Below are 26,292 nucleotides of genomic sequence, written 5' to 3' on the forward strand. Positions count from 1 at the left end.
TTTGCTGTTAAGCCAGTGTTTTACTGTCATTCATATATATTTAAAGTAAATCGAAACTATGACAAGATGTTTTAAGGGGATTTTCTATTTAACAAAATCAATCATCATGAATTGTTTCAACCGACTGAATTGCCCATTTCTTAATACGGATCTTATTGCGGTCGGCACCAGTTTCAATAACAACAGAGTCTTCCTTTATTGAAACAACACGCCCAATAATTCCACCGACAGTTGTTACATTATCGCCAACTTGCAGCGAATTGCGCATTTCCTGTACTTTTTTCTCCTTCTTGCGCTGCGGTCTTATAAAGAAAAAATAAAACAAGACGAATATTAAGATAAGAGGACCAAAGGTCACCAACATGGCAGCAGCCGTATTTTCATTAGTTGCTGCTGATGAGGTTGACGCTGAGGCGGCCGCACCGACAACAAGGTTTTCAAAATACATCATTAAATTTCACACCCCCGAATTTATATGCCGCTCAAACAGCATAAGTACACTTTATTATAAACATATTTTTCCCCAATGGCAAGACTTGTGAACCACTAAATTCAAAGAAATATTTCAAATACGTTTATCAATTTTTTCAGAAACACGTTTTCTAAACTCATTAAAGGTTCCATTGTCTAATGCATCCCGAATCTTTTGCATCAGCGTATTATAGAAATAAAGATTATGCATAACCGACAGCCTCATTGCCAGCATCTCCTGTGCCTTAAACAGGTGGTGTATATAGGCTCTCGAAAAGTTCCGGCATGTCGGGCAATCACATTCAGGATCTATCGGCAACGTATCTCTTTCATATTTGGCATTCATAAGATTCCGCTTGCCGGACCATGTGAATACATGCGCATGGCGGGCATTACGGCTTGGCATTACACAATCGAAAATATCTACACCCAACGCCACGGCTTCAATAATATTAAGCGGTGTACCTACTCCCATAAGATAGCGTACTTTATGCTGCGGCATATATTGTTCAACGCAATCTATAATGTGGTACATTTCCTCCGCGCTTTCGCCGACAGCCAGTCCTCCTATTGCATATCCATCAAGGTCAAGTTCTGCAATTTTTTTCATATTATCTATGCGCAGGTCATCATATGTTGCACCTTGATTTATGCCAAAAAGCATCTGTTCTTTATTTACAGCAACGCCATCCGCTTTAAGTCTGTCAAGCTCTTCTTTGCAGCGGTATAACCACCTTATAGTCCTCTCCGAGGATTTTTTTGCATATTCATATTCTGCAGGATTAGCCACACATTCATCAAAGGCCATTGCAATCGTTGAACCGAGATTTGCCTGTATCCTCATGCTTTCCTCAGGGCCCATGAAAATCCGGCGCCCGTCAATATGCGAGGCGAAATGCACGCCTTCTTCTGTAATTTTTCTGAGAGAGGATAAAGAAAATACTTGAAAACCACCGCTGTCGGTGAGAATTGGCCTTTGCCAGTTCATAAACTTGTGCAGCCCGCCGAGATCGCGAATAACCTCATCGCCAGGCCGCAGATGAAGATGATAGGTATTGCAGAGGGCAACTTGACACTTTAACCCAACAAGGTCAAGCGCTGATATGCCGCCCTTTATAGCGGCACTTGTAGCAACATTCATAAAGGCAGGCGTCTCAACCTCTCCATGAACAGTCTTTAACCTACCTCTGCGGGCTCTGCCCTCCATCTTTATAAGTTCAAACATAAATGTTTATTATCCTCCGCGAATATTTTAAATCAGTATATAAACATAGCGTCGCCAAAGCTATAGAACCGATATTTTTCTTTGATGGCTTTCTCGTAAGCTGCTAATACATGTTCCCTGCCTGCAAAAGCTGAAACAAGCATAATTAAAGTGCTCTCCGGCAAATGGAAATTAGTAATCAACGCGTCTATCGCTTTGAACTCATAACCAGGATAAATAAATATGCCTGTCCAACCTTCTGAAGCCTTTATTCCGCCGTCAAGATGAGCAACCGTTTCAAGAGTCCTGCAGCTTGTGGTACCAACCGCTATGACTCGTCCGCCTTTCTTTTTAGTCTCCAATATAAGATCAGCAGTTTCTTGCGGCAGCTCATAATGCTCAAAGTGCATTACATGGTCTTCTATATTTTCAGTTTTGACTGGTCTGAAAGTTCCTACTCCAACATGAAGGGTAACAAATCCAATTTTTACACCTTTGGCTTTTATGCGTTCAAGAAGTTCAGGCGTGAAATGCAGACCGGCAGTAGGAGCCGCGGCCGAACCCGGCTTTTTTGAATAAACAGTTTGGTAACGCTCTTTATCCTCAAGTTTATGTTTAATATAATGCGGAAGCGGCATTTCCCCAATTTTCTCAAGCAATTCAAAGAAATTTCCGTCATAAGTAAACTTAACTATCCTGTTGCCGCCTTCTACAATTTCAAGGATCTCTGCCTTCAGAAGTCCGTCTGCAAAAATAAACCTTGCTCCCGGTTTTGCAATACGTCCGGGTTTAAGCAACACTTCCCATGTATCTTTGCCCTTTTGTGTCAAAAGGAGAAATTCTATATGGCCTCCTGTCCCTTCCTTGACTCCATAGATACGCGCCGGCAGTACCCTGGAGTCGTTAAGAATAAGACAGTCCGAGGGGTTCAGCATGTCTACGATATCATAAAAATGATAGTCTCCTGTCTCACCTGTTTTCCTGTTTAGTGTCATTAGCCTTGAGGCGTCACGCTGTTTAAGTGGCTCCTGAGCAATAAGCTCTTCAGGTAGGTCGTAATAAAAGTCCGATTTTTTCATATTCTCCTCCTAAAACAGCCGCACATAATTGACCGTCGAACATTTTCATATTTGCTACATCATTTATTGCTATAAACGATATAAATGTTTGAACCTGCAATAAATTTTAATCCAAAATGTTTGACATAAGAGCGGTAAAATGATAATATAAATAAAAAATATTTTAGCAAAGTATTATTTTCTGAATTTTAATAATGAAAATAATACATAACTGCTTTTTTATTTTGGCATATAATGTGATAGAGGCGCGTTTTTAAAGAGTAACTATACTGAAGCTGCCAGAGCTAGTGATGTATAGTGAAAGGTAAAAACGCCGAAGGGATCTGCTGGCAACAGATTGCCTGGTTGTTTGGCCAATAGCCAACCGACTGTCATCATGCAATGATGAAGAGCTATCGCTTATTGTGCATACACCATAGACTGGCACATAGCGTCAGCTTTTATATTATATTGCATGAAAGGCCGGTTTTCAACCGGTTTTTTTATTGTAATCAATTTTAAATCAATTGGCAACATTTTATTTAAGCATTTTTGTGAGCAATTTAGTAACATTAAATTACGTTATGGAGGAATATTAATGAAAAAATACAAAGTCGGTATAATCGGAGCAACAGGCATGGTTGGCCAGCGTTTTGCAACCCTTCTTCAAAATCATCTTTGGTTTGATATTGAAGTTCTTGCTGCAAGCGCAAGATCGGCCGGCAAAACCTATGAAGAGGCTGTTGGAAACAAATGGGCTATGTCGGTCCCAATTCCTGAAAATTTAAAAAACAAGATTGTTTTAGATGCTTCTGCCGACCTTAAGAAAATTGCTTCAAGTGTAGATTTTGTATTTTGTGCTGTAAATATGAAAAAAGACGAGATAAAATCTCTTGAAGAAGCTTATGCAAAAGCAGAATGTCCCGTAATTTCAAACAACAGCGCAAACCGTTTTACACCTGATGTGCCAATGATTATTCCTGAAATTAATGCGGATCACGCTCAAATTATTCCTTTTCAGCGCAAACGACTCGGAACAAAGCGCGGGTTTATCGCGGTTAAAAGTAACTGCTCCCTTCAAAGCTATGTTCCGGCACTCAATGCGCTAAAGGAGTTCGGTGTTACAAAGGCATTGGCCTGTACATATCAAGCAATTTCTGGCGCAGGCAAAACATTTGAAACTTTCCCCGACATAGTAGATAACGTAATTCCTTATATCGGCGGCGAAGAGGAAAAATCAGAAAAAGAGCCGTTAAAAATCTGGGGCAGCATAAAAGACGGTGTTATTGTTCCGACAACAACTCCATCTATCACGACCCAGTGCATCCGCGTTCCTGTTTCTGATGGACATCTCGCAGCGGTATTTGCAAGCTTTGAGAAAAAACCAGAACTTGATGAGATTATTAATAAATGGGTTTCATTTAAGGGCCGAGCTCAGGAACTCGAATTGCCAAGTGCTCCGAAACAGTTCCTGCACTATTTCGCAGAAGACGACAGGCCGCAGACGAAACTTGACCGCAATCTTGAAGGCGGAATGGCTGTATCAATAGGGCGTCTGCGCCGTGACACTCAGTACGACGTTAAATTTGTATGCCTTTCTCATAATACAATCCGCGGTGCTGCCGGCGGCGGCATACTTATGGCGGAGCTCCTTTGCAAAGAAGGCTATATCGACTGATTTTGTATTTATTTTTCGTGGCCAATTTAATTATTTATTCGGAGGCTTTTTCTAATGAAAAAGACAATTTTTACAGGCGCTGCTGTTGCGATTGTAACGCCTATGAATGACGATTTTTCGGTAAACTATGAAAAGCTCGGTGAATTGATAGACTTTCAAATCAATAATGGAACTGACGCAATTGTCATATGCGGTACGACCGGCGAATCTGCTACACTAACGCATGAAGAGCATACAAAAGCAATCGACTATACGGTTAAAAAGGTTGCAGGACGTGTTCCTGTTATAGCTGGAACAGGCAGCAATGATACAAGATATGCAGTTGAACTTTCCCTTGAAGCACAGAAATCCGGCGCCGATGCTCTTTTGCTTGTCACACCCTATTACAACAAGACTACTCAGGCCGGACTTGTCCGCCATTTTACATATATAGCTGATAGAGTCAACCTGCCGATGATTGTTTACAATGTCCCAAGCAGAACAGGCCTTGACATAAAACCGGAAACATATTATGAACTTTCAAAACATCCGAATATTGTTGCCGCAAAAGAGGCAAACGGCAATATAACATCTGTTGCGAAAACAGCTTCACTGTGCGGCGACAACCTCGATATTTACTCTGGCAGTGATGAATTAATCGTTCCGATTCTTTCTCTCGGTGGAAAAGGCGTAATTTCGGTTCTGTCAAATATAATGCCGCGCGAAACGCATGAAATTTGTGCAAAATTCTTCAGCGGTGACGTAGAAGGCTCTAAAAAGCTCCAACTTGATTGTATGTCGCTTATTGAAGCACTGTTCTGTGAAACCAATCCGATTCCTGTAAAGGAAGCTCTAAACCTTATGGGATTTGGTGTAGGCAATTGCCGTATGCCTCTTTGCCGGATGCAAGAGAAAAATATTGCAGTACTTAAAGAGGAACTTAAGAAGCATAATCTCATTTCTTAAACCTTATTATAAATTAGATGATTTCAAGCTTTTTATTGTTAGGATGTGCATTGAATGGTAAGAATTATTTTAAGCGGATGCAATGGAAAAATGGGTCATGTCGTATCAAATGTAGTCTCAGAACGAGATGATTGTCAAATTGTAGCCGGCTTTGATATTGACAGCGATATAAAAGAACCATTTCCGGTCGTATCCGATCCTGACCATTTCGATGGAAAAGCAGACGTCATCATTGATTTTTCACACCCTTCTTTCCTGTCAAAGCTTTTGAGTTTTGCAAAAAAGAATAAGATACCCGCTGTTATTGCAACGACCGGTATGACTGACGAGCAAATTGAAGCTATAAAGGAAGCTTCAAAAGAAATTCCGATATTTTTCTCCGCAAACATGTCACTCGGAGTAAATCTTATTTTGAATCTCGCTAAAAAGGCTGCCGCGGTGCTTTCACCGGATTTTGATATTGAAATCATTGAAAAGCATCACAATCAGAAAATTGATGCTCCAAGTGGTACAGCACTTATGATCGCTGACAGTATATCTTCTGTGCTTGAACATAAGCCGGAGTATATTTTTGACAGACACTCTTCGCGGGAAAAGCGTTCAAAAGATGAGATAGGAATTCATTCTATCCGCGGCGGGACAATCGTGGGAGAACACGATATTCTGTTTGCCGGAAAGGACGAAGTAATAGAAATTAAGCACACTGCAATGTCAAAGCAGATTTTTGCTGTCGGTGCAGTTAATGCTGCTATTTTTCTGACAAAAAGCAAACCCGGATTATATAATATGAGCGACCTCATCGCTTCTATAGGAGGGTAACAATGGGTACAGTCACCAAGATTAGCACTTTAGAAGACGTGGCGCTGATTACGCTTAGAAATTCACCGGCCGATATCAAATTTATAGCTGGAGTGTTCAAGATGATTGCCGGGCGCGGAGTTAATGTTGATATGATTTCCCAAACCGCTCCGCAGGGAGGCAGAATCAGCCTTTCATTTACCGTTTCTGGTGACGATCTCGGGAACATTCTTGAATTGTTCGCTGTTCTGAGAAATAACAACCCAGAACTGAAATCTGATATAAGTTCCGGTAATTGCAAGATATCTATTTACGGTGACGAAATGCGTAGTATACCGGGTGTTGCTGCGGAAGCATTTGATGCTATTGCAAAACTCGGAGTTGATGTAAGGCTGATTACAACTTCTGAGGTTGATATTTCTATCCTTGTCCCAAAAGCAGATTTTGAAACTGCTTATGAAGGGCTGTTAAAAGCATTTGACCTGCAATAAGTAATGTAGAAGCAGTTACGCTTTATGCATAACTGCTTCTTTTTTAATTTTGGCGAGCATTCATTCCTGTTTTTTCGTACTTCCGCTCACATAACCTTCCTCTGTGTCTTCCCTTAGGCACTTATTTATCTGTAAATGTTATTGCCTTTACACTACTGTCTTTACCTTTTTCCTAATAATGTTTGCAAAAATGTCCGGAACCTAAGCGTTCCGGACATTTTTTATGGGTTAATTACTATCATTCAGAAAACTCTTCACTGTATTTACTATTGTATCGACGTCTGCCAATGCTCCTTTGCCAAGATCGCCGCAGGCGAGCCTGTCCTCTTTAGGTTCGATTATTTCAAATCCATATTTTTTGAGCTTTTTGAGGTTGTCTTGAACAATTGGATTTTCATACATATTGGTGTTCATAGCAGGTGCAATTAAACGCGGGATATTTCTTATCGCCAAAATTACGGAAGTTAGCATATCGTCTGCAATTCCGTTTGCTATTTTCCCGATTATGTCTGCTGAGGCAGGTGCTACAAGAAGTAAATCCGCTTTCTTTGCAAGTGAGATATGCTTTACTTCCATTGGGTAGTCTTCTTGAAATACATCTGTGTATACTCTGTTTTTTGAAAGTGTTTGAAGCGTAAGCGGGGTTATAAACTCCATTCCCCCTTTTGTCATAATCACGTCGACGTTATATCCATCCTTCGTAAGTATATTAACTATATCTGCAGCCTTATAAGCGGCTATACTTCCAGTTACACCTAATATGATATTCTTCATAACACTCCTACCTTTTGTCTACCATATTCAAAATTTTCTGGACAATCCCATGTGCTATTTCCTCTTTAGACTGAAACTGAATATACGATTTATCTGGTGATATAAGATACGCAATATGATGATCATTACTAATATTCAGTGAATCATTAGCAAGAACAAAATCGCAGTCATTCTTCTGCAGCAATTCATACCCTACATCAATGAGATATTGTTTTTTGACACCGCTCAGCAATTTAAAACCAACCAGTATCGCTGATGGCTGCAACTTTTTTATCATGCTAAGAAGCTTCGGTGTCTGTTTCAAAAGTAGCATCAGGTTATTGACATTTGAACTAATCTTCTTATCATTGTCAAGCAGTCTATTATTCTCTTTTATGCAGCCAGTGATAAATTCAGTAAGTGACCTTTCGGTCTGAAAATCTTCCTTATGAGAAAAAAGCTTTTGAGAAATAAATTCCGCAAGATCGTCAACTGTGGTCACACTGTCAACAGTATAATCACTAACAGCCATCGAATGGATTACTGCATCAATTTTATTATCAGTTAACAGTTTAGTTAGAGTACACTTTGTTTCATTTACACCCGATACCAAATTGACTTTCAAGCAAGGCAAATTTGGAATTATGGTGCCTTTCTCGCAGACATAAAAGATATTACTAATTTTATTTTTGCCTTGCCTTACAAACTCTTCTGCTATAAAACTGCCTAATCTTCCAGTGGCTGTATTCTTAATTTTTCGCACTGGATCAATATTCTCTGTCGTACCTCCGGCTGTTATCAGAACATTCAATTTTTACCCTCCAAAAATAGATTAAAAATCTCGCCTATTAGCCAAATATATATCAGCCAATCCATGCATAAGCAAATCCGGCTCATATATTACTTTTGTTTTTATGTACGGTCTGACTACATCTGCGCTGCCGCCCGTCAGGATTACATTTACACTTTCGCCTATTGATTCTTCTATATCTTTGACTAAGCCATCCAACATTGCCGCTGTTCCGTAATAAGCTCCAGATAATACGCACTCTTCCGTGTTATGACCTATAACTTTTGTTTGCTTCCCAAAATCTATTTTAGGGATTTGAGCAGTTTTTCGGTTTATTGATTCAAGACACATTTGCAGGCCTGGGAGTATCGCGCCCCCAAGAAAAACACCGTTCCGATCAACAACATTGAATGTTGTCGCGGTTCCCATGTCAATCACAACGAAAGGTGCCTTACATCTATTCCAAGCAGAAACGCAAACAGCGATACGGTCACTACCGAGCAAGCCTCCGTAATTAGAAAAATCAACACTGGTTTTTATATGCTTGTCAATCACTATAGGCTTTTCCCCAACAAAAGTCGTAAGCGCATTAATGCATGGTTCCGTTCGTTCCGGCACTACAGATGCAAGAATCGAGCCATCAAGTTTGCAACTCTCTACCTCATGCTGAGATATTAAGGCAAAAAGCGCCCTTTCAAAATCTTGTGCTGTCTTAAGCGTTTCAGTTCGCTCTTGTAAAATAAAAATCTCCTGATCTTTAACAAGCCCAATTTTAGTATTTGTATTACCAATATTGATCGCAATAAACATGAAGTGCTTCTCCCCATAGATGTCGTAACAGAATAAAATAAAATGCCTTTTTCATCTGCTCAATCCTGGATAAACAGATCCCTTGCAGACGAAAAAGACATAATTTCGCCATGCCATTCCATATTGGTTTATCTCTGTCTTTGTCGCTAAGGATCAAAGCAGAATCTAAATGAAACGATATTCTACTGTGAGATACTACGTACAGTTCTGAAGATACTGTCGTAGAATCATTTTAAAAATACTATATAAAGGTATTATATGTTACTAATACATTAAAATCAAGTCTTTCCAGACTTGGTCTAATAAGAAAAGCAGTGATAAGTACATATTTTGTACCTATCACTGCTGTATGTTTTACTGTAAAGTTATATACCATTACATATGATTTTATCTTAAATCGTATTGCTTAGTAATGCTGCAAGGTATTGCGCCTACAAATTCTATTAAATCTTTTGGATTTAATATTATCTGCAATCCACGCTTGCCGCCGCTTATTGCTATTTTCTCGAAATTTTGAGCAGTTGAATCAATAAAGGTGGGATATTTCTTTTTCATACCTATTGGCGAACAGCCGCCGCGAATATAACCTGTTATGCCAAATAATTCTTTGACATGTATCATTTCAACTCTCTTGTCCCCTGCGTTTGCCGCAGCTGCTTTGAGGTCAAGTTCAGCAGTTACGGGAACGCAAAAGACAAGTATGCCCTTTTTCTCACCTCGTGTAACAAGTGTCTTAAAACACTGTGCTGGTGTGAGCGTTTTTATCTGTGCAGCGGCGTGAAGTCCTATCAATTCGTCGTCGTTGAACTCATATTCAAATGTTTCGTAAGGAATCTTGGCCTTATCTAACATTCTCATTGCATTTGTCTTTGTCATAAACTCGCTTCCGATCATCAAATGAATTAACAACCGTAAGTTACCCCATTGAGAAACACAGGCTGGTTCTCCAGAGATATTAATTAAGATACTTCTTAAGATATTTTCCTGTATAAGATTGTTCGCATTTTGCGACCTTTTCTGGAGTTCCGCATACAACAACTGTGCCTCCGCGGTCACCGCCCTCAGGGCCCAAATCAATTATATAGTCAGCGGTTTTTATTACGTCAAGGTTGTGTTCAATAACAACTACAGTATTGCCGGCATCAACCAACTTTTGCAATACGTCAATAAGCTTGTGCACATCTGCTGCATGGAGACCGGTTGTAGGTTCGTCCAAAATGTAGATTGTTTTGCCGGTTGGCCTCTTTGACAGCTCTGCTGCAAGTTTTACTCTTTGTGCCTCGCCGCCTGAAAGAGTTGTAGCGGGCTGACCGACTTTAATGTATGATAGTCCAACATCGCACAGAGTTTTTAGCTTCCTGTGTATTTTTGGTACACTTTCGAAAAACTCCATTGCTTCTTCAACCGTCATATCCAGGATGTCACTTATGTTTTTCCCTTTATATTTTACTTCAAGCGTCTCCCTGTTGTAGCGTTTACCCTTACAAACGTCACATGGTACATATATGTCAGGCAGAAAGTGCATTTCAATCTTAATAATTCCGTCGCCCTGACATGCTTCACATCGGCCACCCTTAACGTTAAATGAGAACCTTCCCGCATTATATCCACGCATTCTAGCGTCCTGTGTCGTCGCAAAAATTGCTCTAATATCTGAAAAGACACCAGTATATGTCGCAGGGTTTGAACGTGGGGTTCTTCCTATAGGTGACTGGTCGATGTTAATGACTTTATCAAGATATTCGACGCCTTCAATACAATCGTGAGCACCGGCCTTTCCTTTTGCTCCGTTCAGTTGCACAGCAAGGCTCTTATATAAAATCTCATTAACGAGCGAACTCTTGCCAGACCCTGAAACTCCTGTGACACAGACAAATTCACCGAGAGGAATTGTTACATCTATTCCTTTAAGGTTATTTTCCCTTGCGCCTCTTATAACCAGCGATTTGCCATTGCCTTTTCTGCGATGTTTCGGAACTTCAATTTTTTTCACTCCGCTCAAATACTGGCCGGTAATTGAGTCAGGGCATTTCTTTATATCCTCAGCAGTTCCAGCACAAACAACCTTGCCGCCGTGGATACCCGCTCCCGGCCCTATATCAACTATCCAGTCTGCAGCGTACATTGTGTCTTCATCATGCTCAACCACAATGAGCGTGTTACCAATATCGCGCAGATTTTTTAAGGTTGCAAGTAACTTATCATTATCACGCTGATGTAGGCCAATACTGGGTTCATCGAGAATATAAACGACGCCTGTAAGTGATGAACCTATCTGAGTGGCAAGACGTATACGCTGGCTTTCTCCGCCTGAGAGTGTTGATGCAGAGCGTGCAAGTGTCAGATACTCAAGCCCAACATTCTTTAAGAACCCAAGGCGTGATTTTATCTCTTTGAGAATACGGTTGGCTATAAGCTCTTCTTTTTTTGTCAGTTTTAATCCTTCAATAAATTTGAGTGCATCAGTAACCGAAAGATGGCAGAAATCATTAATATTCATTCCGCCGACTGTAACAGCCAATACCTCTTTTTTGAGTCTGGCTCCTCCGCATTCCGGACACTTTTCTGCGCTCATATAAGATTCTATCTCTTCGCGCATCCAATCGCTTGACGTTTCTTTGTATCGTCTCTCAAGATTGCCAATAACACCTTCAAAAGCGGTGTAATAAGTACCACTGCCAAAATCACTTTTTCTCTCGATTTTGATTTTTTCGCCGTTCGTGCCGTATAAAATAACGTCTATAACTTTTTTAGGCAAATCTTTAACTGGAGTATCGAGCGAAAATCCGTAATGCTTTGCAAGCCCTTCGTAATACATTTGCGCAATTGAAAAACTTTCACCCATATTCCAGCCGCTGCCCTTAATTGCACCTTCCCTGATGGACAGATTCTTGTCCGGAATAATAAGATCAGGGTCTATCCTCATAAAAACACCCAGGCCGCTGCATTTAGGGCAGGCACCATACGGATTGTTAAACGAGAACATTCTCGGTTCAAGTTCTTCAATGCTGACACCGTGCTCAGGGCATGCATAATTTTGTGAAAACAGGATTTCATCGCCGCCGACTACATCTATAATTACCAATCCACCGGAAAGTCCAGATGCAGTTTCAATAGAGTCAGTAAGGCGACCTTGGATCTCAGGCTTTATTACAAGCCTGTCCACAACTATTTCAATATTGTGCTTTTTATTCTTTTCAAGCTTTATTTCCTCGGAAAGATCATAGATAATGCCGTCAACACGGACGCGTACAAATCCTGACTTCCGTGCCGACTCAAACTCTTTTACATGCTCTCCCTTTCGTGCTCTGACAACAGGCGCAAGCACTTGAATTTTTGTGCCTGTTTCAAGTTCCATTACCTTATCGACAATTTGGTCAATAGTCTGCTGCTTGATCTCGCGACCACAGATTGGACAATGCGGTATGCCTATTCGAGCATACAGTAACCTTAGATAATCATAAATTTCTGTTACTGTCCCGACTGTTGAACGGGGGTTTTTTGACGTGGTTTTCTGGTCGATAGATATAGCGGGTGAAAGGCCCTCAATGGAGTCAACATCGGGCTTGTCCATTTGACCTAAAAACTGCCGAGCGTAGGATGAAAGGGATTCTACATAACGGCGCTGCCCCTCGGCATAGATTGTATCAAAAGCAAGTGAGGATTTTCCGCTTCCGGAAAGTCCCGTAAAAACAACGAGTTTATTACGCGGTATCTCAACATCTATATTTTTAAGATTATGTTCGCGTGCTCCCTTAATTTTAATTGAATTTGGGGTCATCTTTAAAGCTCCATTCTGTTTGATTATCTATATTGATTTATGATTAATTCATACAGTCTGCCTCAAACTGTCAGTCGTTGCCCTTAAGTTCTTTTATCTTATCGCGCAAAAATGCTGCATGTTCGAATTCAAGCATTCTTGAAGCCTCTCGCATTTCTTTTTCGAGCTTCTTTATAACGGCTTCACGTTCACGTTTTGACAGCTTCTTAAATGTTTTTCTATCAGGCGTATCTTCTTTTTTAGTAATCTCAATAATATCATGAACGTCTTTAACGATAGTTTTCGGCGTTATGCCGTGTTCTTCATTATATTTCATCTGAATAGAACGGCGCCTCAAAGTTTCGTTAATTGCGCGTTCCATCGACTCTGTAACGCTGTCAGCGTACATAATGACATAGCCAGAGGCGTTTCTCGCCGCCCTGCCTATTGTCTGAATAAGAGATGTTTCACTGCGCAGAAATCCCTCTTTATCAGCGTCAAGAATAGCTACAAGCGACACTTCAGGGATATCCAATCCCTCGCGAAGCAGGTTAATACCGACAAGAACGTCAAATTCACCAAGGCGAAGATCGCGTATAATCTCCATACGCTCGATTGCATCTATGTCATGGTGCATATATCTTACTTTAACACCCATGCCATCAAGATAACGTGTCAAATCTTCCGCCATCTTTTTAGTTAACGTCGTAACCAGTACGCGCTCTTTTCTCGCTGTGCGTTTATTGATTTCTGAAAGAAGGTCATCAATTTGGCCATTGGTCGGCCTAACGCTGACTTCTGGGTCAAGCAGTCCGGTCGGACGTATAACCTGCTCGACAATCTGGGCACTCCTGCTCCTTTCATATTCGCCGGGCGTAGCGCTGACATAAATGACCTGATTTATGCGTTCCGTAAATTCATCAAAGTTAAGCGGACGGTTGTCATATGCTGAAGGCAGGCGGAATCCGTAGTCAACAAGATTCTTTTTTCGGGCCCTATCTCCGCCGTACATGCCTCTTACCTGCGGCAGTGTGACATGTGATTCATCCACAAACAAAAGATAATCGTCGGGGAAATAATCAAGCAGCGTAAATGGAGCGCTCCCAGGTTTACGGCCCGAAAGCACTCTCGAATAGTTCTCGATGCCACTGCAAAAACCAACTTCACGCATCATTTCGATATCGTATTTTGTCCTTTGCTCGATACGCTGCGCCTCTATAAGCTTGCCATGCCTTTTAAACCATTCAATACGCTCTTCCATCTCCTGCTCGATTTCCATTATCGCCCTTTCCATCTTATCGCGGGGAACGATATAATGAGAAGCAGGATAGATTGCAACATGGCTTAAAACGCCTTTAACTTCACCGGTCACGGTATTTATTTCGGTAATTCTGTCGATTTCGTCGCCAAAAAATTCTATTCTAATTGCGGAATCACCAGAATACGCCGGAAATACTTCCAGAACATCTCCCCTAACCCGGAATTTATTGCGGGTGAAATTGATATCATTGCGTTCGTATTGAATTTCCACAAGCTTTTTTATGATGTCGTCGCGGTCTCGCACCATGCCGGGACGCAATGAAATGACAAGATTTCGGTAATCAATCGGGTCACCGAGGCTGTAGATACATGAAACACTGGACACAATAATAACGTCTCTCCGCTCCGACAACGCGGAGGTCGCGGAGTGGCGCAGCTTGTCTATTTCATCGTTAATCGAGGAATCTTTTTCGATATACGTATCTGTCTGAGGAATATATGCTTCAGGCTGATAATAATCGTAATAGCTCACGAAATACTCAACCGCGTTTTCGGGAAAAAATTCTTTAAACTCGCTACACAGTTGGGCTGCAAGCGTTTTGTTGTGTGCGAGCACGAGAGTAGGTTTGTTTACATTTGCGATTATATTTGCCATCGTAAAAGTCTTGCCAGAACCTGTTACACCGAGCAAAGTCTGTTCTTTGTAGCCTTTTAATACGCCGTTAGTAAGTTTTTCGATTGCTTCCGGCTGATCACCGGTGGGACTGTATTTTGAAACCAGTTTGAATTTATCCATTTCTTCACTCCCAAAGGGAACATCGTTCGTTTGTATATTATATCATAAACTTTGCTCTATGGCAAAATAATCTCAATTAATTGTTTTTAACCATATTGTCAGTCTATTTAGCAATTGTAAAACCGTTCCTTTGCGGGAAAATTTCGCTCACTGAAGGTGTAGCCGCAAGAGATACCCAATCCTTCCCAGATACTATTATGTGGTCAAGCAAATCTATATTAACAGTTTTTAAAGCATCCGAAACCTTTTTTGTTAATATTATGTCTTGTTCAGAAGGGATAGCAACGCCACCCGGATGGTTATGCGATATTATCATATCGGTTGCGGCATAACGAACCGCAATTTCTACAAGACGCCTTATACCGACTGCAACAGCGTTAATTGACCCTTCTATAACAGTGTTGCAGAAAAGTAATTTCCCTTTCGCGTCAATGCACATAACTGCGATCATTTCATTCGTTCTGCCTATAAACAGGGGGATAAAATATTTTGCTGCGTCTTTTGACGATTTAACGATACTCCCCGTCTCCTGCATTTCCATCAAATACCGGCGGCAGACTTCCGGGAAAAGTTTTATTAATGTCGCAGTGTTGAGCCCAATTCCATCAACTTTCATCAGTTCCTCGATCGGTGCGTCAAATACATTAATAAGAGAGCCTCCGAAATATTTCAGCAGGTTGTGCGCGATTGGGTTTGTATCACGCCTCGGAACAGAATAAAACAATATCATTTCCAGCACTGCGTGCGGTTCAAAATTATCTAAACCTTCCGCTAAAAAGCGCTTTTTTAGTCTTTCCCTATGTCCTTTATGAATTTGTGTGTCATTTTCTTTAGCATCAGGCATTCTGACACATCCTTTTTGTCATCTATTAAATTGGAACTTTTATTATTGCTATTATATAATACATTCGATTTTTTGAAAAGATTTAACACAGCAGCACCAGAATGCGATTATTTACTTTGAAAACAATGTTTGTCTTATTTTATGGTATAATTCATATGTCAGTTGAATAAACGAATTTGTATTGAAATCATTTCGGAGGTATTTAATGAAAGAACTGATAATTGATAAAAATGACGCTGGTCAAAGACTTGATAAATTCGTGCAAAAAGCAGTAAAAACCCTTCCGCAGTCTCTCTTATACAAATATGTCAGGATGAAAAGAATTAAGGTAAACGGAAAGCGCAGCGCAATCTCCTACAGGCTTTGTGAAAATGACCGCGTTCAGCTTTATATAAATGACGAATTCTTTGAACAAGGCGGTGAGAACACATTTTTAAAAGCGCCGGCCAAAATAGATGTAATATATGAGGATAATAATATTATGCTCGTATATAAAAAAGCGGGGCTTGTCGTACATGAGGACGAAACCGGCACTACTGATACGCTGATAGCCCGTATTCAGCATTATCTTTATGACAAGGGCGAATACGACCCTGAGCGGGAAAATTCATTTGCCCCTGCGCTTTGCAACAGGATTGACCGCAATACTGAAGGCATAGTTATTGCCGCCAAAAATGCAGAAACATTGCGTATTATGAATGAAAAGATTAAGTCACGGGAGATAAAAAAGATTTACCTTTGTATTGCTCACGGAATATTTGAAAAAAAATCCGACCTCCTAACTGGCTATCTTGAAAGAGACAAAAAGGAAAAAATGGTTTATATACACAACCGCCGTCAACCGGGAGACCTTGAGATTAAAACAAAATACCGCGTTATTGGTGAAAAGGATTCACTGAGTTTGGTAGAAGTCGAACTTATTACTGGCAGGACACATCAAATACGCGCGCATTTGGCTTCTATTGGCCATCCCCTGCTCGGTGACGGCAAATATGGGTCAAATGAGATAAACGCAGGTTACAAGCTTAAACATCAGGCGCTTTGCTCATACAAAGTTAAGTTTGATTTTAAAAGTGATGCGGGCATTCTCAATTATCTGAAAGGAAAAACCTTTGAAGTCGAAAATATCTCATTTGTAAATGACTTTTATAATGGAACACTGAAAAAATAAAATTAAAAATTTGCTAAAAATAACTTGACAACAACAATAATACAATTTACTATAATAACTGTACTATGATTTATAGTACAGTTATTATAGTAAAGGAGGGAAATTATTACGCTCAACGTAGATAAACAATCAAGCACCCCCGTTTACGAACAAATTATTGAACAAATCAAACGTATGATACTTATAGGTAGCTTGAAAAGTGACGAGCAGATACCATCTGTTCGTTCTTTATCACTTGAACTGTCTGTTAATCCGAATACAATACAAAAAGCCTATAATGAGCTTGAAATCAGCGGTATAACATATTCCGTACCTGGCGTGGGGCGGTTTGTCTCAAAAGACGCAAAGCAGAAAATAGGCTCAGACTATAAAAACAATATTGATAAAATTTACGAAATCTCCTATTGGCTCGCCCTCTCAGGAGTTGAGCACAATTTAGTCATCGATATGGTTAATAAAGCATATGATGATGCCTTAAATACAAACAAGGGAAAGGATGAACATCAATGATAAAGGCTGTTAACTTAACAAAAAAGTTTGGCAATTTCACAGCATTATCAGCAATCAACTGCACAATTCCCGAAGGCTGTATATACGGGCTTGTCGGCTCAAACGGCGCAGGTAAATCAACTTTTATTCGGCTCTTGGCCGGCATATATCGCCCTGACTCAGGAACCGCTACTATTGATGACAAATTAATTTATGAAAATCCCGAGGTAAAAAAGAGGATTGCCTATGTATCCGATGAACTTTACTTTTTGCCACAGGCTTCTATGAACAGGATGGCCAAACTCTACAGCAGAACATTTGAGAATTTTAATTTTGAAAGGTTTCACTATTTGACCAATGCCCTTAAACTTAACCCAAATGTCAATGTAAATAGCTTCTCAAAGGGTATGAAACGTCAAGCGGCCACAATCCTCGCGCTGAGCACTATGCCCGATTACATTCTTTTTGATGAGACTTTTGACGGACTTGATCCGGTTATGCGCAACACAGTCAAAAATATTATTTATTCTGATGTATGTGAGCGGAAAAGTACAGCCGTGATTTCCTCGCACAGCCTTCGTGAACTTGAGGATACTTGTGATCAGTTGGCTCTTCTCCATAAAGGCGGAATAATCTTTGAAAGCGATATCGAGAACCTGAAAACATCGCTGTTTAAGGTTCAAATTGCTTTTAACGAAGATTATGAAAAGGATAAATTTAAGGGTATCGAGATAATCAATTTTCAAAAGAAAGGTTCAGTAGCAAACCTGATTATACGCGGAGAACGTGAAGCAACTGTAGAAAAGTTAAAGCTTATGAAACCTGTCCTGTTAGACGTACTTCCACTGACCCTTGAAGAAGTCTTTATCTATGAAATGGATGCGCTTGGTTATGCATTCAAAGACCTGATGATATAAGGAGTGAAAATGCGCAATGAAAAAGAAATTAATTGATAAAAATCTCGTAATAGAAGGTTTACTTCAACTTAAAATTGCCGGTATTATATTATTTATAATTTCATTCCTCGGAACTCTTATCGTGCCTATTATGAGATTCAACGATATATTATATTATAAGAAAAACGGACTTCCAACTACAAATTTAATGATGCCCATTAATATTAGCGAAATAGCGCCTATACTAATTACATTTATGTATTTAGCGCCATTTATATTTACGCTTGTCTTGTTTTCATTTCTTAATAAAAGAAATTCTTCTGATTTCTACCATTCATTATCATGCAATCGTATAACATTATTCAACAGTTTTGTAGTTTCAATAATAATCTGGATTGTTGCTACAATAATCATCTGCGTAGCAGCCGGAAGCATCGCTTACACCGCAATAGGCATCTATGTTAAATTCTCGTATATAATGTGGCTAATAGGCACACTGTTGGCAGGTACACTGCTTATAATGTCTTGTACCCTATTTGCAATGACAATTACAGGAACATTATTTACCAATATCATAGTTTTCGGCATAATCTTTTTCCTTCCTCGTTTTATTTTACTTATGTTCAGTAAAACACTGCAAGACTGCGTAAATATCTATATTATGAATGATGCCAACATAGCAAATTACAAAAACAATATTCCTATTATGTTTATCTTTAAATTCTTGGACAACATTAACATTAGTTCGAATGCCTTGTTCTCTTCTCCATCCGCAATAATCTATACGCTATCATTAGCAATTATTTATTTCCTAATTGCCGGTTTCTTATTCAATATACGTAAATCTGAAATAGCTGGAACCAGTGCTCCAAATAGAATATTACAGCACTGTTATCGTTGTATTGTAGCTCTCCCGTTCGCATTAGCTGTTCCAATTTTTCTCATGGCCAATAACTTTGAATCTCGGCCAATATATATAACTATCTTCGTATTACTTTCACTGTTTGTGTATTATTTATATGAGCTATTGACAACAAAGAGCTTTAAAAATGCACTTAATGCAACACCATATTTATTGGTTGTTGTAGTATTATCAGTCATTTTCGGCGTTTTGCTTAATATCTCACGGAACAACATTCTTAGTTTTTCACCATCAACATCAGAAATAAAATATGTAACTTTTCTGCCCGGAGATTCTTTTTATCATGGAAACGATTATTACACAGTAGCAGCCAGCAATATAAATTATTCGGAAGACAATACAAAGAACAAAATCTCCGATATTCTTAAAAACAATATTGAGACCATCAAGAAAAATAAAAATGTTTTCCAGGAGTCGTCTGTTTTAGTTAAGATTACATTAAAGAACGGCAAGGTAGCTAAACGTAGGCTATTCATGACGGCAGACGAGTATTCATCGCTTAATGAATCAATGATGATGAACGAAAAATATCATGACGTTATGAATAGTCTGCCCTCAGACAATATAATCAGCCAGGTCATGTCTGATGAGCTGGATGATAGCAGAAGTATCTGGAACAGCTATAAAGAGGAATTTGCAGCGTTGCCGGATTCAGTAAAGCAAAAGGTAATTATGGTTGGGCAAAATTCTTATTATGATAGTACCAATAACATCGGTTCAATAACCGTGATGGGTTCTCTATACATGAAAAACTATATGCAGAACTATCGAATAACTAAAGATACACCGCAAACAGCTAAGCTTTACATCAATACCGTTAATGCAAACAATAAATCAGCATATAAGAATTTTATAGACTCCTATGGCAGCAACGATATTCTGAACTTTCTTTATATCGAAATGATTAATGACAGCGGAAGCAGTGAAGAAAAGGCTGAAAATCCTGAAACTAACCATATTGTCCTGTATGATAAACCTTATTCTGACAGCACCTTAATGGAGATAATGAATATTCTGAAAAAGTCAGATGAAAGTCAAATTAATCCATCCAATACTTTACTCAGAATATCGGCTTTTTGCAATGAGCATAATTTTAGTTACTTCCTCCCAATATCGCCGGATGACGCAAAGAAACTTAAAAAATATTGCAACAAATGATTGTATCTGATTGATTATGCTGGTGAATTGTCAATTTGTACTGAAAACTTACCGTAGTGCAAAAATTCGTTGACAATGAACTTTAAGCAATAAAATAGCACCGCACATATTCTAACTTGAATATGTGCGGTGCTTCTCTTTTCCAATAATAAATCGCCCCAGTCTGAAAGCTGGGGCGATTATTATTTTACTCGTTTGTGGTTTCAGCAGGTTTAGCTTCTTCGGTTGGCTTAGTTTCTTCAGGCTGTTTTTGTTCTTCATCCGATTCAGTCTGCTCTTCGCTCTTCTCTTCTGAACCCTGAGCCTCACGGATTGAAAGGCTTATACGTTTTTTCTCCTCATCAATCTCAATGATTTTTGCCTTTACAATTTCGCCAATCTGAAGAACATCCTGAGGTTTTGCAATATGTTTATCCGAAATCTGTGATATATGGATAAGGCCATCTACACCTGGGATTATCTGCGCAAATGAACCGAAAGGCATAAGGCTGACTATCTTCGCGTCAACGATATCGCCGACTTTGAATTGAGCCATAAACTTAGCCCACGGGTCCTCACCTTTATCTTTATACCCAAGTGAAATCTTCTTTTCTTCTTTGTTGAAGCTCTTCACATATACATTAACGGTGTCACCGACATTTACAACTTCGGAAGGATGCTTGATGTGTGACCATGACAGCTCAGAAATATGAATCATGCCGTCAACGCCGCCAATGTCGACAAACGCGCCGTAATTAGTCAGAGACTTTACAACACCTTTGTATTCCTTGCCCTCTTCTATCTCGTTCCAGATGGCTTCCGCCTGTTTTCTGCGTTCTTCACGAAGAACCTGACGGATTGAACCTACAGCACGTTTTCTGGATTTATTTATTTCAATAATTATTAATTTTACATTTTGATGCAGGAACTTATCGAGTTTTTCATCGCGTGCCGCACCACTCTGAGATGCAGGAATGAACACTCTTACGCCATGAACAGAAGCAAGGAGACCGCCCTTAACTACATCTGTAACAACACCTTCCAAAACTGTGCCGTCTTCAGATGCTTTTACGATATCTTCCCAGCCCTTGATTGCATCATAGCGTTTTTTGGATAACATGACAGTGCCATCCTGGTCATTAACACGCAAAACGACCAAATCCAGCTCATCGCCGACCTTAACAATCTGTTCCGGCTTTGCCGACGTATCATCGGTTAGCTCTGAAAGCGGAATATACCCCGCATGTTTTGTTCCAATGTCAACTTGAACTTCGTTTGGCGATATACCAACAACGACTCCGCGGACAATATCATCTGCGTTGACGGTTTTTAGTGTCTTTTCCAGTGCCTCGGCAAAGCTGATATCATCGTTATCCATGTTGTCTAAATCGGCCATAGCAATAAGAACCTCCTTTATTATGCAGGCCGGCGTGGAAGCCCCTGCTGTAACACCAATCTTTTGCGCCCTTTTTAAAGGCTCAATTGGCAAATCAGAAGCTCCCTCAACTAAGTAAGAAGGACAATATGCCGAACAAGCACTAACCAATTTTGATGTATTGGAACTATTGCGTCCTCCAATTATTAACATTAAATCGGAGCGTGCGGCTATTTCCTTTGCTTCTTTTTGCCTGATTGATGTTGCACTACATATTGTATCAAAAATTCTCGCATTTGTATATACTTTTTTGATAAAATTATTACACTTATCCCAAATTTCAGTGTTAAAAGTTGTTTGTGCAACTACCATTACAGGTTCATTAACAATATCTGGATGGCTTTCTGTTATCTGTTTTAACTCTTCGAGCGTCTGGAAAGTAAAGCACTTGCCTTTGCAATGACCAGTTATGCCTTGCACTTCAGGATGTTTAGGGTCCCCCGCTATAAGTACAATAGAATCAGGCATCTCTTTGCTTACTAATTTATGGATTTTTTCTACGAAAGGACAGGTAGCGTCCAAAAAACTGTTTCCTGTCTTTTTTATCTCATCCATAACTGATGCAGAGACGCCGTGAGTACGAATTACAATTGTTTCATCACTCTTTGCCTGTGACGGGACATCAATAATCCGCGAACCTTTTGCAGAAAGCTCATGCACCATTCTTTCATTATGAATAATGGGACCGAGCGTGCAAACCTTACAGCCGCGGTCGAGCAAATCATTTACCATGTTGATTGCCCTGTTTACGCCAAAACAAAACCCAGCCGATTTTGCAACTTCAATTTTCACTGGAGGATAGCACTCCCCGATTACTAAAATTTATTTTCATTTATAAGCGCGGTTACCCTCTCACGAAGAATGGTGCTTACACTACGCAGTTCTTCAGCACTTCCTTCTTTGAAGTTAAGTTCATCATAAGTTATGGGTTTCCCAATAGCAACTATTATCTTTTTAAATGGCCTAACAGGACCCTTTACGATAATAGCTACCGGAAGGATGGGTGCATGGGTTTTATAAGCAAAAAGTACAGCACCGGATTTAAACCTGCCCGGCTCGCCGCCTAATTTGTTGCGCGTGCCTTCAGGGAACATCGTCAGGGCATTGCCGTTTTTAACTAATTCGATGGCTTTTTTTACAGCTTCTGAATCGCCCTTTCCGCGATTTACGGGAAACGCGCCAAATGCGGTAATTATTCCTCTTAACAAGGGATTCTTGAACAATTCAGCCTTTGCCATGAACTTCAGGTCTCGGTTCAAAGATGCCCCTAAAATCACCGGGTCGAAGTTTGACAGGTGATTGGAACAGATGATAACTGGGCCTTCGGCAGGTATATTCTCAACACCTTTTCTTTCAATGCCAAATATAAGCCTTATAGGAGCAGCAAAAAGCATTCTTGCACATTTAAATAATGTCATTTCAGACGTTCCTTTACTATTTTTATCAGCAGTTCAAGGGACTGTTCAAGGTTATATTCCGTTGTATCTACTATAATTGCGTCTTTAGCCGGTTTTAAAGGCGCAATTTCTCTACCTGAATCTGCTTCATCGCGCTTTTTTATATCATTAAGTACACTTTGATAGTCAACATTCTGCCCTTTTGCAATCAGCTCATCAAAACGCCTCTTCGCCCTAATTTCAGGTGAGGCAGTCAAAAATATTTTTATCTGGGCGTTCGGTAAAATAACTGTTCCGATATCCCGCCCGTCCATTATTATGTTGTTTTTGGCCGCAATATCTTTTTGCAAATCAAGCAGAAAGCTTCTAACATTCGGTATGGCGGAAACTGCGGACGCCGCCATTGAAACCTCTGGAGTCCGAATCAGGTTTGAAACATCTTCGTCATTCAGAAAAACATGCTGCGTGCCAGAGATAAATTTGATCTCGATTCTTATTTCTTTAAGAAGCTGTGAAACTTTTTCCGCATCTTTAGGATTTACGCCTTTTCTCAAAGCATATAAACCAACTGTACGATAAAGCGCACCGGTATCAACATAAATATATCCAAGCTGCGATGCGAGCATCTTTGAAAGTGTGCTTTTTCCCGCACCAGCAGGACCGTCGATAGCAATATTAATCGTCTTTTGTCCTTTTTCCATTAATCCAAATCCTCTCGCTGATATTTTAGATAACGGTTTACATCTGTTCTTCAAGCACTGATATTCCAGCCGCATGCCCTGTGCAAAATGCAATTTGAAGATTATATCCGCCTGTGTATGCGTCAGCGTCCAAGATTTCACCTGCGAAATAAAGCCCTTTTACAAGCTTTGATTCCATTGTGGTAGGATTAATCTCTTTAAGCTTGACACCGCCCGCGGTGACAACAGCTTCTTCAATCGGTCTGAGACATTTTGCAGTAAGTTCAAGACCTTTTAAAATTGATACTGCTCTCAAACGCTGTTCCCTTGAAATCTGGTTAGTTTTTATGTGGGCAGGAATACCTGAAAGCTCGGTAAAAACCGGAATCAATTTCGATGGCAGCAGGCCACCGAGTGAATTGATAAAATCCCGATTTGCGTTTTCAACAAAATCACGCTGCAGCCTTTTATCAAGCTGCTCGTTAGAAAGTGCCGGCTTTAGATCTATTTTGAGCATGTATTTCCTGCTCTCAAGTGTTTGAGTATCGCGCATCAGCGCACTCGCACTGAGTACAAGGGGACCGGAAACTCCAAAATGCGTAAACAGCATTTCTCCGAGTTCTTTGAAAATTGTTTTATTACGGCGTTTATCGATTAATTCAAGGGTGACGTTCCGCAGAGAAAGCCCCATAAGTCTCCGCGGCCACTCCTCGCAGGTCTCTATAGGCACAAGAGAAGGCCGCAAAGGTGTTACCGTATGGCCGGCCTGTCTTGCAAATTCATAGCCGTCGCCCGTTGACCCAGTGAGCGGATATGATTTTCCTCCTGTGCATACAACTACAGCGCGTGAAATGACTTCACGCCCGTCTTCTAATTTTACGCCGCCTACTTTGCCGTCTTTTATAATTAACTCCGAGGCTCTGCCAGTTACTATGCGGCATCCGCTTTTTCGGACAAATCCTTGTAGTGCATCAACGATATCTACTGCTTTATCTGACTGAGGAAAGACTCTTCTTCCCCGCTCCACTTTGAGCGGTACACCGAGTTCTTCAAAAAAGGACATAACTCTTCTCGGCGGGAAACGCGTGAATGCACTGTAAAGGAATTTACCTCCACAAGGGACATTATCCATAAAATCATTTATATCGCAGTCATTAGTGACATTGCACCGTCCCTTGCCAGTAATCATAAGTTTTCTGCCCGGGCGCGGATTTCTCTCTATCAATATAACATCGAGTCCCCGTTTCGCTGCAAAGCCAGCCGCTGTCATACCGGCTGCTCCGGCACCAATAACCGCTACATCACTCTTTATTTTCATCATCACTTTCGTTTTCGTCATCTGTTTTTTCATAAACGCCGTATTCATCCCATATACGTTCAAGCGCGCTAAAAGTATTGTAAACTTGATCTTTGCACTTTATTCCAACGGCGACGATAAGCGCGTTTATAAGACTTAATGGAGCTACAAGGGAATCAACAAATGATGCCATATCGCTCTTTGCAATCAGCTTATAAGTTGCATAACGGTAAATAGGCGAAATATCACTGTCGGTAATTGCGATAACTTTTGCACCTCTATCAGATGCAAATCTCAATGCTTTGACCGTTCTGGTTGAATAACGCGGAAAACTAATGCCTATTACAACATCATTTTCATTAATACGCATAATCTGCTCGAAAACTTCGCTTCCGCTCGTAGTGTTTATAAGCACAACATGGTCGAATATGTAATTGAAATAAAGGCCGAGGAAGTTTGCTAGCGCAGAAGCACTCCGCACACCGAGAATATATATCTTGGAAGCGTTTACAATTGCATTGACTGCACCATTAAAGTCATCACGTGAAAGCTCGGCTATTGTCTTTTTTATCTTTTCAATATCAGAATTGAGGACCTTTTCAAGAATATCCCTCTCGCCCAGCCGGTCTGTAGACACTTCAATGCGCTGGACAGACGTAAGCTTGCTGCGAGTAAGCTCCTGCAGCGATTTTTGAAGTTCAGGATACCCCTCATAACCGAGTTCAGAGGCAAACCTAACCACTGTCGATTCGCTGACTCCAACAATACTGCCGAGTTTAGACGCTGTCATAAACGCAGCCTTTTCATAATGATCTATTATAAATCTTGCGATATTCTTCTGACCTTTAGAAAATGTCGGGTATAAACTTTGTATCTGGCTTAATAAATCTTTATTCATACTTTCACCTCATATATTATCTTATCCATACAAACGCCAAAAATCAAGTTAAGATTCTTTTTGTGCATAATGGCACAACACTTTTCAGCATCCATATATTTTTAATGTTGTATTATATTATCATTAATTATAATCATTTCCTTTTCTAAAATAAATTATTTTTAATATATTTTTTTAAGAAATTTTAAATATACTATGGAATATTTGTTAATGTTTTATTATAATATAAATGGTTTAATTAACTTATAATTTATTAAATTTCAACAAAAAGGTCGTGATCTAAAAGCACTACAAAATTGCGCAGATTAGTAA

General features: G+C 40.0%; 23 protein-coding genes and 1 riboswitch. Of the genes, 8 read left to right on the forward strand and 15 right to left on the reverse strand.

The window, feature by feature from the left end; genetic code table 11:
- Window positions 1–97: 97 nt before the first annotated feature.
- The 3 genes from yajC to queA all read right to left on the reverse strand — a co-directional run bounded on the left by yajC (window position 98) and on the right by queA (window position 2,754).
- Complete coding sequence (yajC, locus tag V6C21_RS06180; protein WP_479268583.1) at window positions 98–451, reverse strand: preprotein translocase subunit YajC; 354 nt, start codon at window positions 449–451, stop codon at window positions 98–100.
- 114 nt (window positions 452–565) lie between these two features.
- Window positions 566–1,696 carry a tRNA guanosine(34) transglycosylase Tgt gene (gene tgt / locus V6C21_RS06185; RefSeq protein WP_479268584.1) on the reverse strand — a complete coding sequence of 377 codons (1,131 nt, stop codon included), beginning with the start codon at window positions 1,694–1,696 and terminating at the stop codon, window positions 566–568.
- A 32-nt stretch (window positions 1,697–1,728) separates the two neighbouring features.
- Window positions 1,729–2,754, reverse strand: coding sequence for a tRNA preQ1(34) S-adenosylmethionine ribosyltransferase-isomerase QueA (gene queA / locus V6C21_RS06190; protein WP_479268585.1), 1,026 nt, complete (start codon window positions 2,752–2,754; stop codon window positions 1,729–1,731).
- A gap of 232 nt (window positions 2,755–2,986) precedes the next feature.
- A riboswitch (Lysine riboswitch) is annotated at window positions 2,987–3,157 on the forward strand.
- Window positions 3,158–3,331: 174 nt separating this feature from the next.
- Between queA and asd the strand changes: the two genes are divergently transcribed.
- The 4 genes from asd to V6C21_RS06210 are packed head-to-tail and all read left to right on the forward strand — an operon-like array spanning window position 3,332 to window position 6,645.
- Complete coding sequence (gene asd / locus V6C21_RS06195) at window positions 3,332–4,411, forward strand: aspartate-semialdehyde dehydrogenase (protein ID WP_479268586.1); 1,080 nt, start codon at window positions 3,332–3,334, stop codon at window positions 4,409–4,411.
- A gap of 54 nt (window positions 4,412–4,465) precedes the next feature.
- Window positions 4,466–5,356, forward strand: coding sequence for a 4-hydroxy-tetrahydrodipicolinate synthase (gene dapA, locus V6C21_RS06200; protein WP_034835835.1), 891 nt, complete (start codon window positions 4,466–4,468; stop codon window positions 5,354–5,356).
- Window positions 5,357–5,410: 54 nt separating this feature from the next.
- Entirely contained in the window at window positions 5,411–6,175 is a 765-nt protein-coding gene (dapB, locus tag V6C21_RS06205) for a 4-hydroxy-tetrahydrodipicolinate reductase (RefSeq protein ID WP_479268587.1), read from the forward strand.
- Window positions 6,176–6,177: 2 nt separating this feature from the next.
- Entirely contained in the window at window positions 6,178–6,645 is a 468-nt protein-coding gene (locus V6C21_RS06210; protein WP_034835841.1) for an ACT domain-containing protein, read from the forward strand.
- A gap of 228 nt (window positions 6,646–6,873) precedes the next feature.
- Here V6C21_RS06210 and coaC read toward each other — a convergent pair whose 3' ends face one another.
- The 7 genes from coaC to V6C21_RS06245 form a co-directional block, all read right to left on the reverse strand.
- Window positions 6,874–7,419, reverse strand: a complete 546-nt coding sequence (coaC, locus tag V6C21_RS06215) for a phosphopantothenoylcysteine decarboxylase (RefSeq protein WP_034835843.1) — start codon at window positions 7,417–7,419, stop codon at window positions 6,874–6,876.
- A gap of 7 nt (window positions 7,420–7,426) precedes the next feature.
- Window positions 7,427–8,209 carry a phosphopantothenoylcysteine decarboxylase domain-containing protein gene (locus tag V6C21_RS06220; RefSeq protein ID WP_479268588.1) on the reverse strand — a complete coding sequence of 261 codons (783 nt, stop codon included), beginning with the start codon at window positions 8,207–8,209 and terminating at the stop codon, window positions 7,427–7,429.
- Between the two features lie 21 nt (window positions 8,210–8,230).
- Window positions 8,231–8,998, reverse strand: a complete 768-nt coding sequence (locus V6C21_RS06225) for a type III pantothenate kinase (RefSeq protein WP_479268589.1) — start codon at window positions 8,996–8,998, stop codon at window positions 8,231–8,233.
- 387 nt (window positions 8,999–9,385) lie between these two features.
- Window positions 9,386–9,874, reverse strand: a complete 489-nt coding sequence (gene ybaK, locus V6C21_RS06230; protein WP_034835849.1) for a Cys-tRNA(Pro) deacylase — start codon at window positions 9,872–9,874, stop codon at window positions 9,386–9,388.
- A gap of 79 nt (window positions 9,875–9,953) precedes the next feature.
- Window positions 9,954–12,779, reverse strand: a complete 2,826-nt coding sequence (gene uvrA, locus V6C21_RS06235; protein ID WP_479268590.1) for an excinuclease ABC subunit UvrA — start codon at window positions 12,777–12,779, stop codon at window positions 9,954–9,956.
- A 70-nt stretch (window positions 12,780–12,849) separates the two neighbouring features.
- A complete protein-coding gene (gene uvrB / locus V6C21_RS06240) occupies window positions 12,850–14,814 on the reverse strand; it encodes an excinuclease ABC subunit UvrB (RefSeq protein ID WP_034835855.1) in 1,965 nt (654 codons plus the stop codon).
- A 103-nt stretch (window positions 14,815–14,917) separates the two neighbouring features.
- Window positions 14,918–15,658 (reverse strand): JAB domain-containing protein, encoded by a 741-nt coding sequence (locus V6C21_RS06245; protein WP_045085496.1) that lies wholly within the window; start codon window positions 15,656–15,658, stop codon window positions 14,918–14,920.
- A 205-nt stretch (window positions 15,659–15,863) separates the two neighbouring features.
- Between V6C21_RS06245 and V6C21_RS06250 the strand changes: the two genes are divergently transcribed.
- From V6C21_RS06250 to V6C21_RS06265, 4 genes are all read left to right on the forward strand, one after another.
- Window positions 15,864–16,829, forward strand: a complete 966-nt coding sequence (locus V6C21_RS06250; RefSeq protein ID WP_034835861.1) for an RluA family pseudouridine synthase — start codon at window positions 15,864–15,866, stop codon at window positions 16,827–16,829.
- A 156-nt stretch (window positions 16,830–16,985) separates the two neighbouring features.
- Window positions 16,986–17,339: a GntR family transcriptional regulator gene (locus V6C21_RS06255; protein WP_479268608.1), complete on the forward strand. Its 354-nt coding sequence runs from the start codon at window positions 16,986–16,988 to the stop codon at window positions 17,337–17,339.
- Complete coding sequence (locus tag V6C21_RS06260) at window positions 17,336–18,235, forward strand: ABC transporter ATP-binding protein (RefSeq protein WP_479268591.1); 900 nt, start codon at window positions 17,336–17,338, stop codon at window positions 18,233–18,235. The genes V6C21_RS06255 and V6C21_RS06260 overlap by 4 nt, the downstream gene beginning before the upstream one ends.
- A 16-nt stretch (window positions 18,236–18,251) precedes the next feature.
- Window positions 18,252–20,294: a hypothetical protein gene (locus tag V6C21_RS06265; RefSeq protein ID WP_479268592.1), complete on the forward strand. Its 2,043-nt coding sequence runs from the start codon at window positions 18,252–18,254 to the stop codon at window positions 20,292–20,294.
- A 187-nt stretch (window positions 20,295–20,481) separates the two neighbouring features.
- On the opposite strand, the gene V6C21_RS06270 is transcribed toward V6C21_RS06265, so the two are convergent.
- Genes V6C21_RS06270 through V6C21_RS06290 form a run of 5 tightly spaced genes read right to left on the reverse strand, consistent with a single transcriptional unit; the run spans window position 20,482 to window position 25,980 of the window.
- The gene (locus tag V6C21_RS06270) at window positions 20,482–22,500 is read right to left on the reverse strand and encodes a bifunctional 4-hydroxy-3-methylbut-2-enyl diphosphate reductase/30S ribosomal protein S1 (protein ID WP_479268593.1); all 2,019 of its coding nucleotides are present in this window, start codon (window positions 22,498–22,500) and stop codon (window positions 20,482–20,484) included.
- 23 nt (window positions 22,501–22,523) lie between these two features.
- Window positions 22,524–23,126, reverse strand: coding sequence for a lysophospholipid acyltransferase family protein (locus tag V6C21_RS06275; RefSeq protein WP_034835870.1), 603 nt, complete (start codon window positions 23,124–23,126; stop codon window positions 22,524–22,526).
- Window positions 23,123–23,806 (reverse strand): (d)CMP kinase, encoded by a 684-nt coding sequence (gene cmk / locus V6C21_RS06280; RefSeq protein WP_034835873.1) that lies wholly within the window; start codon window positions 23,804–23,806, stop codon window positions 23,123–23,125. The genes V6C21_RS06275 and cmk overlap by 4 nt, the downstream gene beginning before the upstream one ends.
- A 37-nt stretch (window positions 23,807–23,843) precedes the next feature.
- Complete coding sequence (locus V6C21_RS06285) at window positions 23,844–25,124, reverse strand: aminoacetone oxidase family FAD-binding enzyme (RefSeq protein ID WP_051492252.1); 1,281 nt, start codon at window positions 25,122–25,124, stop codon at window positions 23,844–23,846.
- Window positions 25,087–25,980 carry a MurR/RpiR family transcriptional regulator gene (locus V6C21_RS06290; protein WP_479268594.1) on the reverse strand — a complete coding sequence of 298 codons (894 nt, stop codon included), beginning with the start codon at window positions 25,978–25,980 and terminating at the stop codon, window positions 25,087–25,089. The genes V6C21_RS06285 and V6C21_RS06290 overlap by 38 nt, the downstream gene beginning before the upstream one ends.
- Window positions 25,981–26,292: the final 312 nt, after the last annotated feature.

The sequence above is a fragment of the [Clostridium] cellulosi genome, assembly GCF_036762875.1.
Taxonomy (GTDB): domain Bacteria; phylum Bacillota; class Clostridia; order Oscillospirales; family Ethanoligenentaceae; genus Ruminiclostridium_D; species Ruminiclostridium_D cellulosi.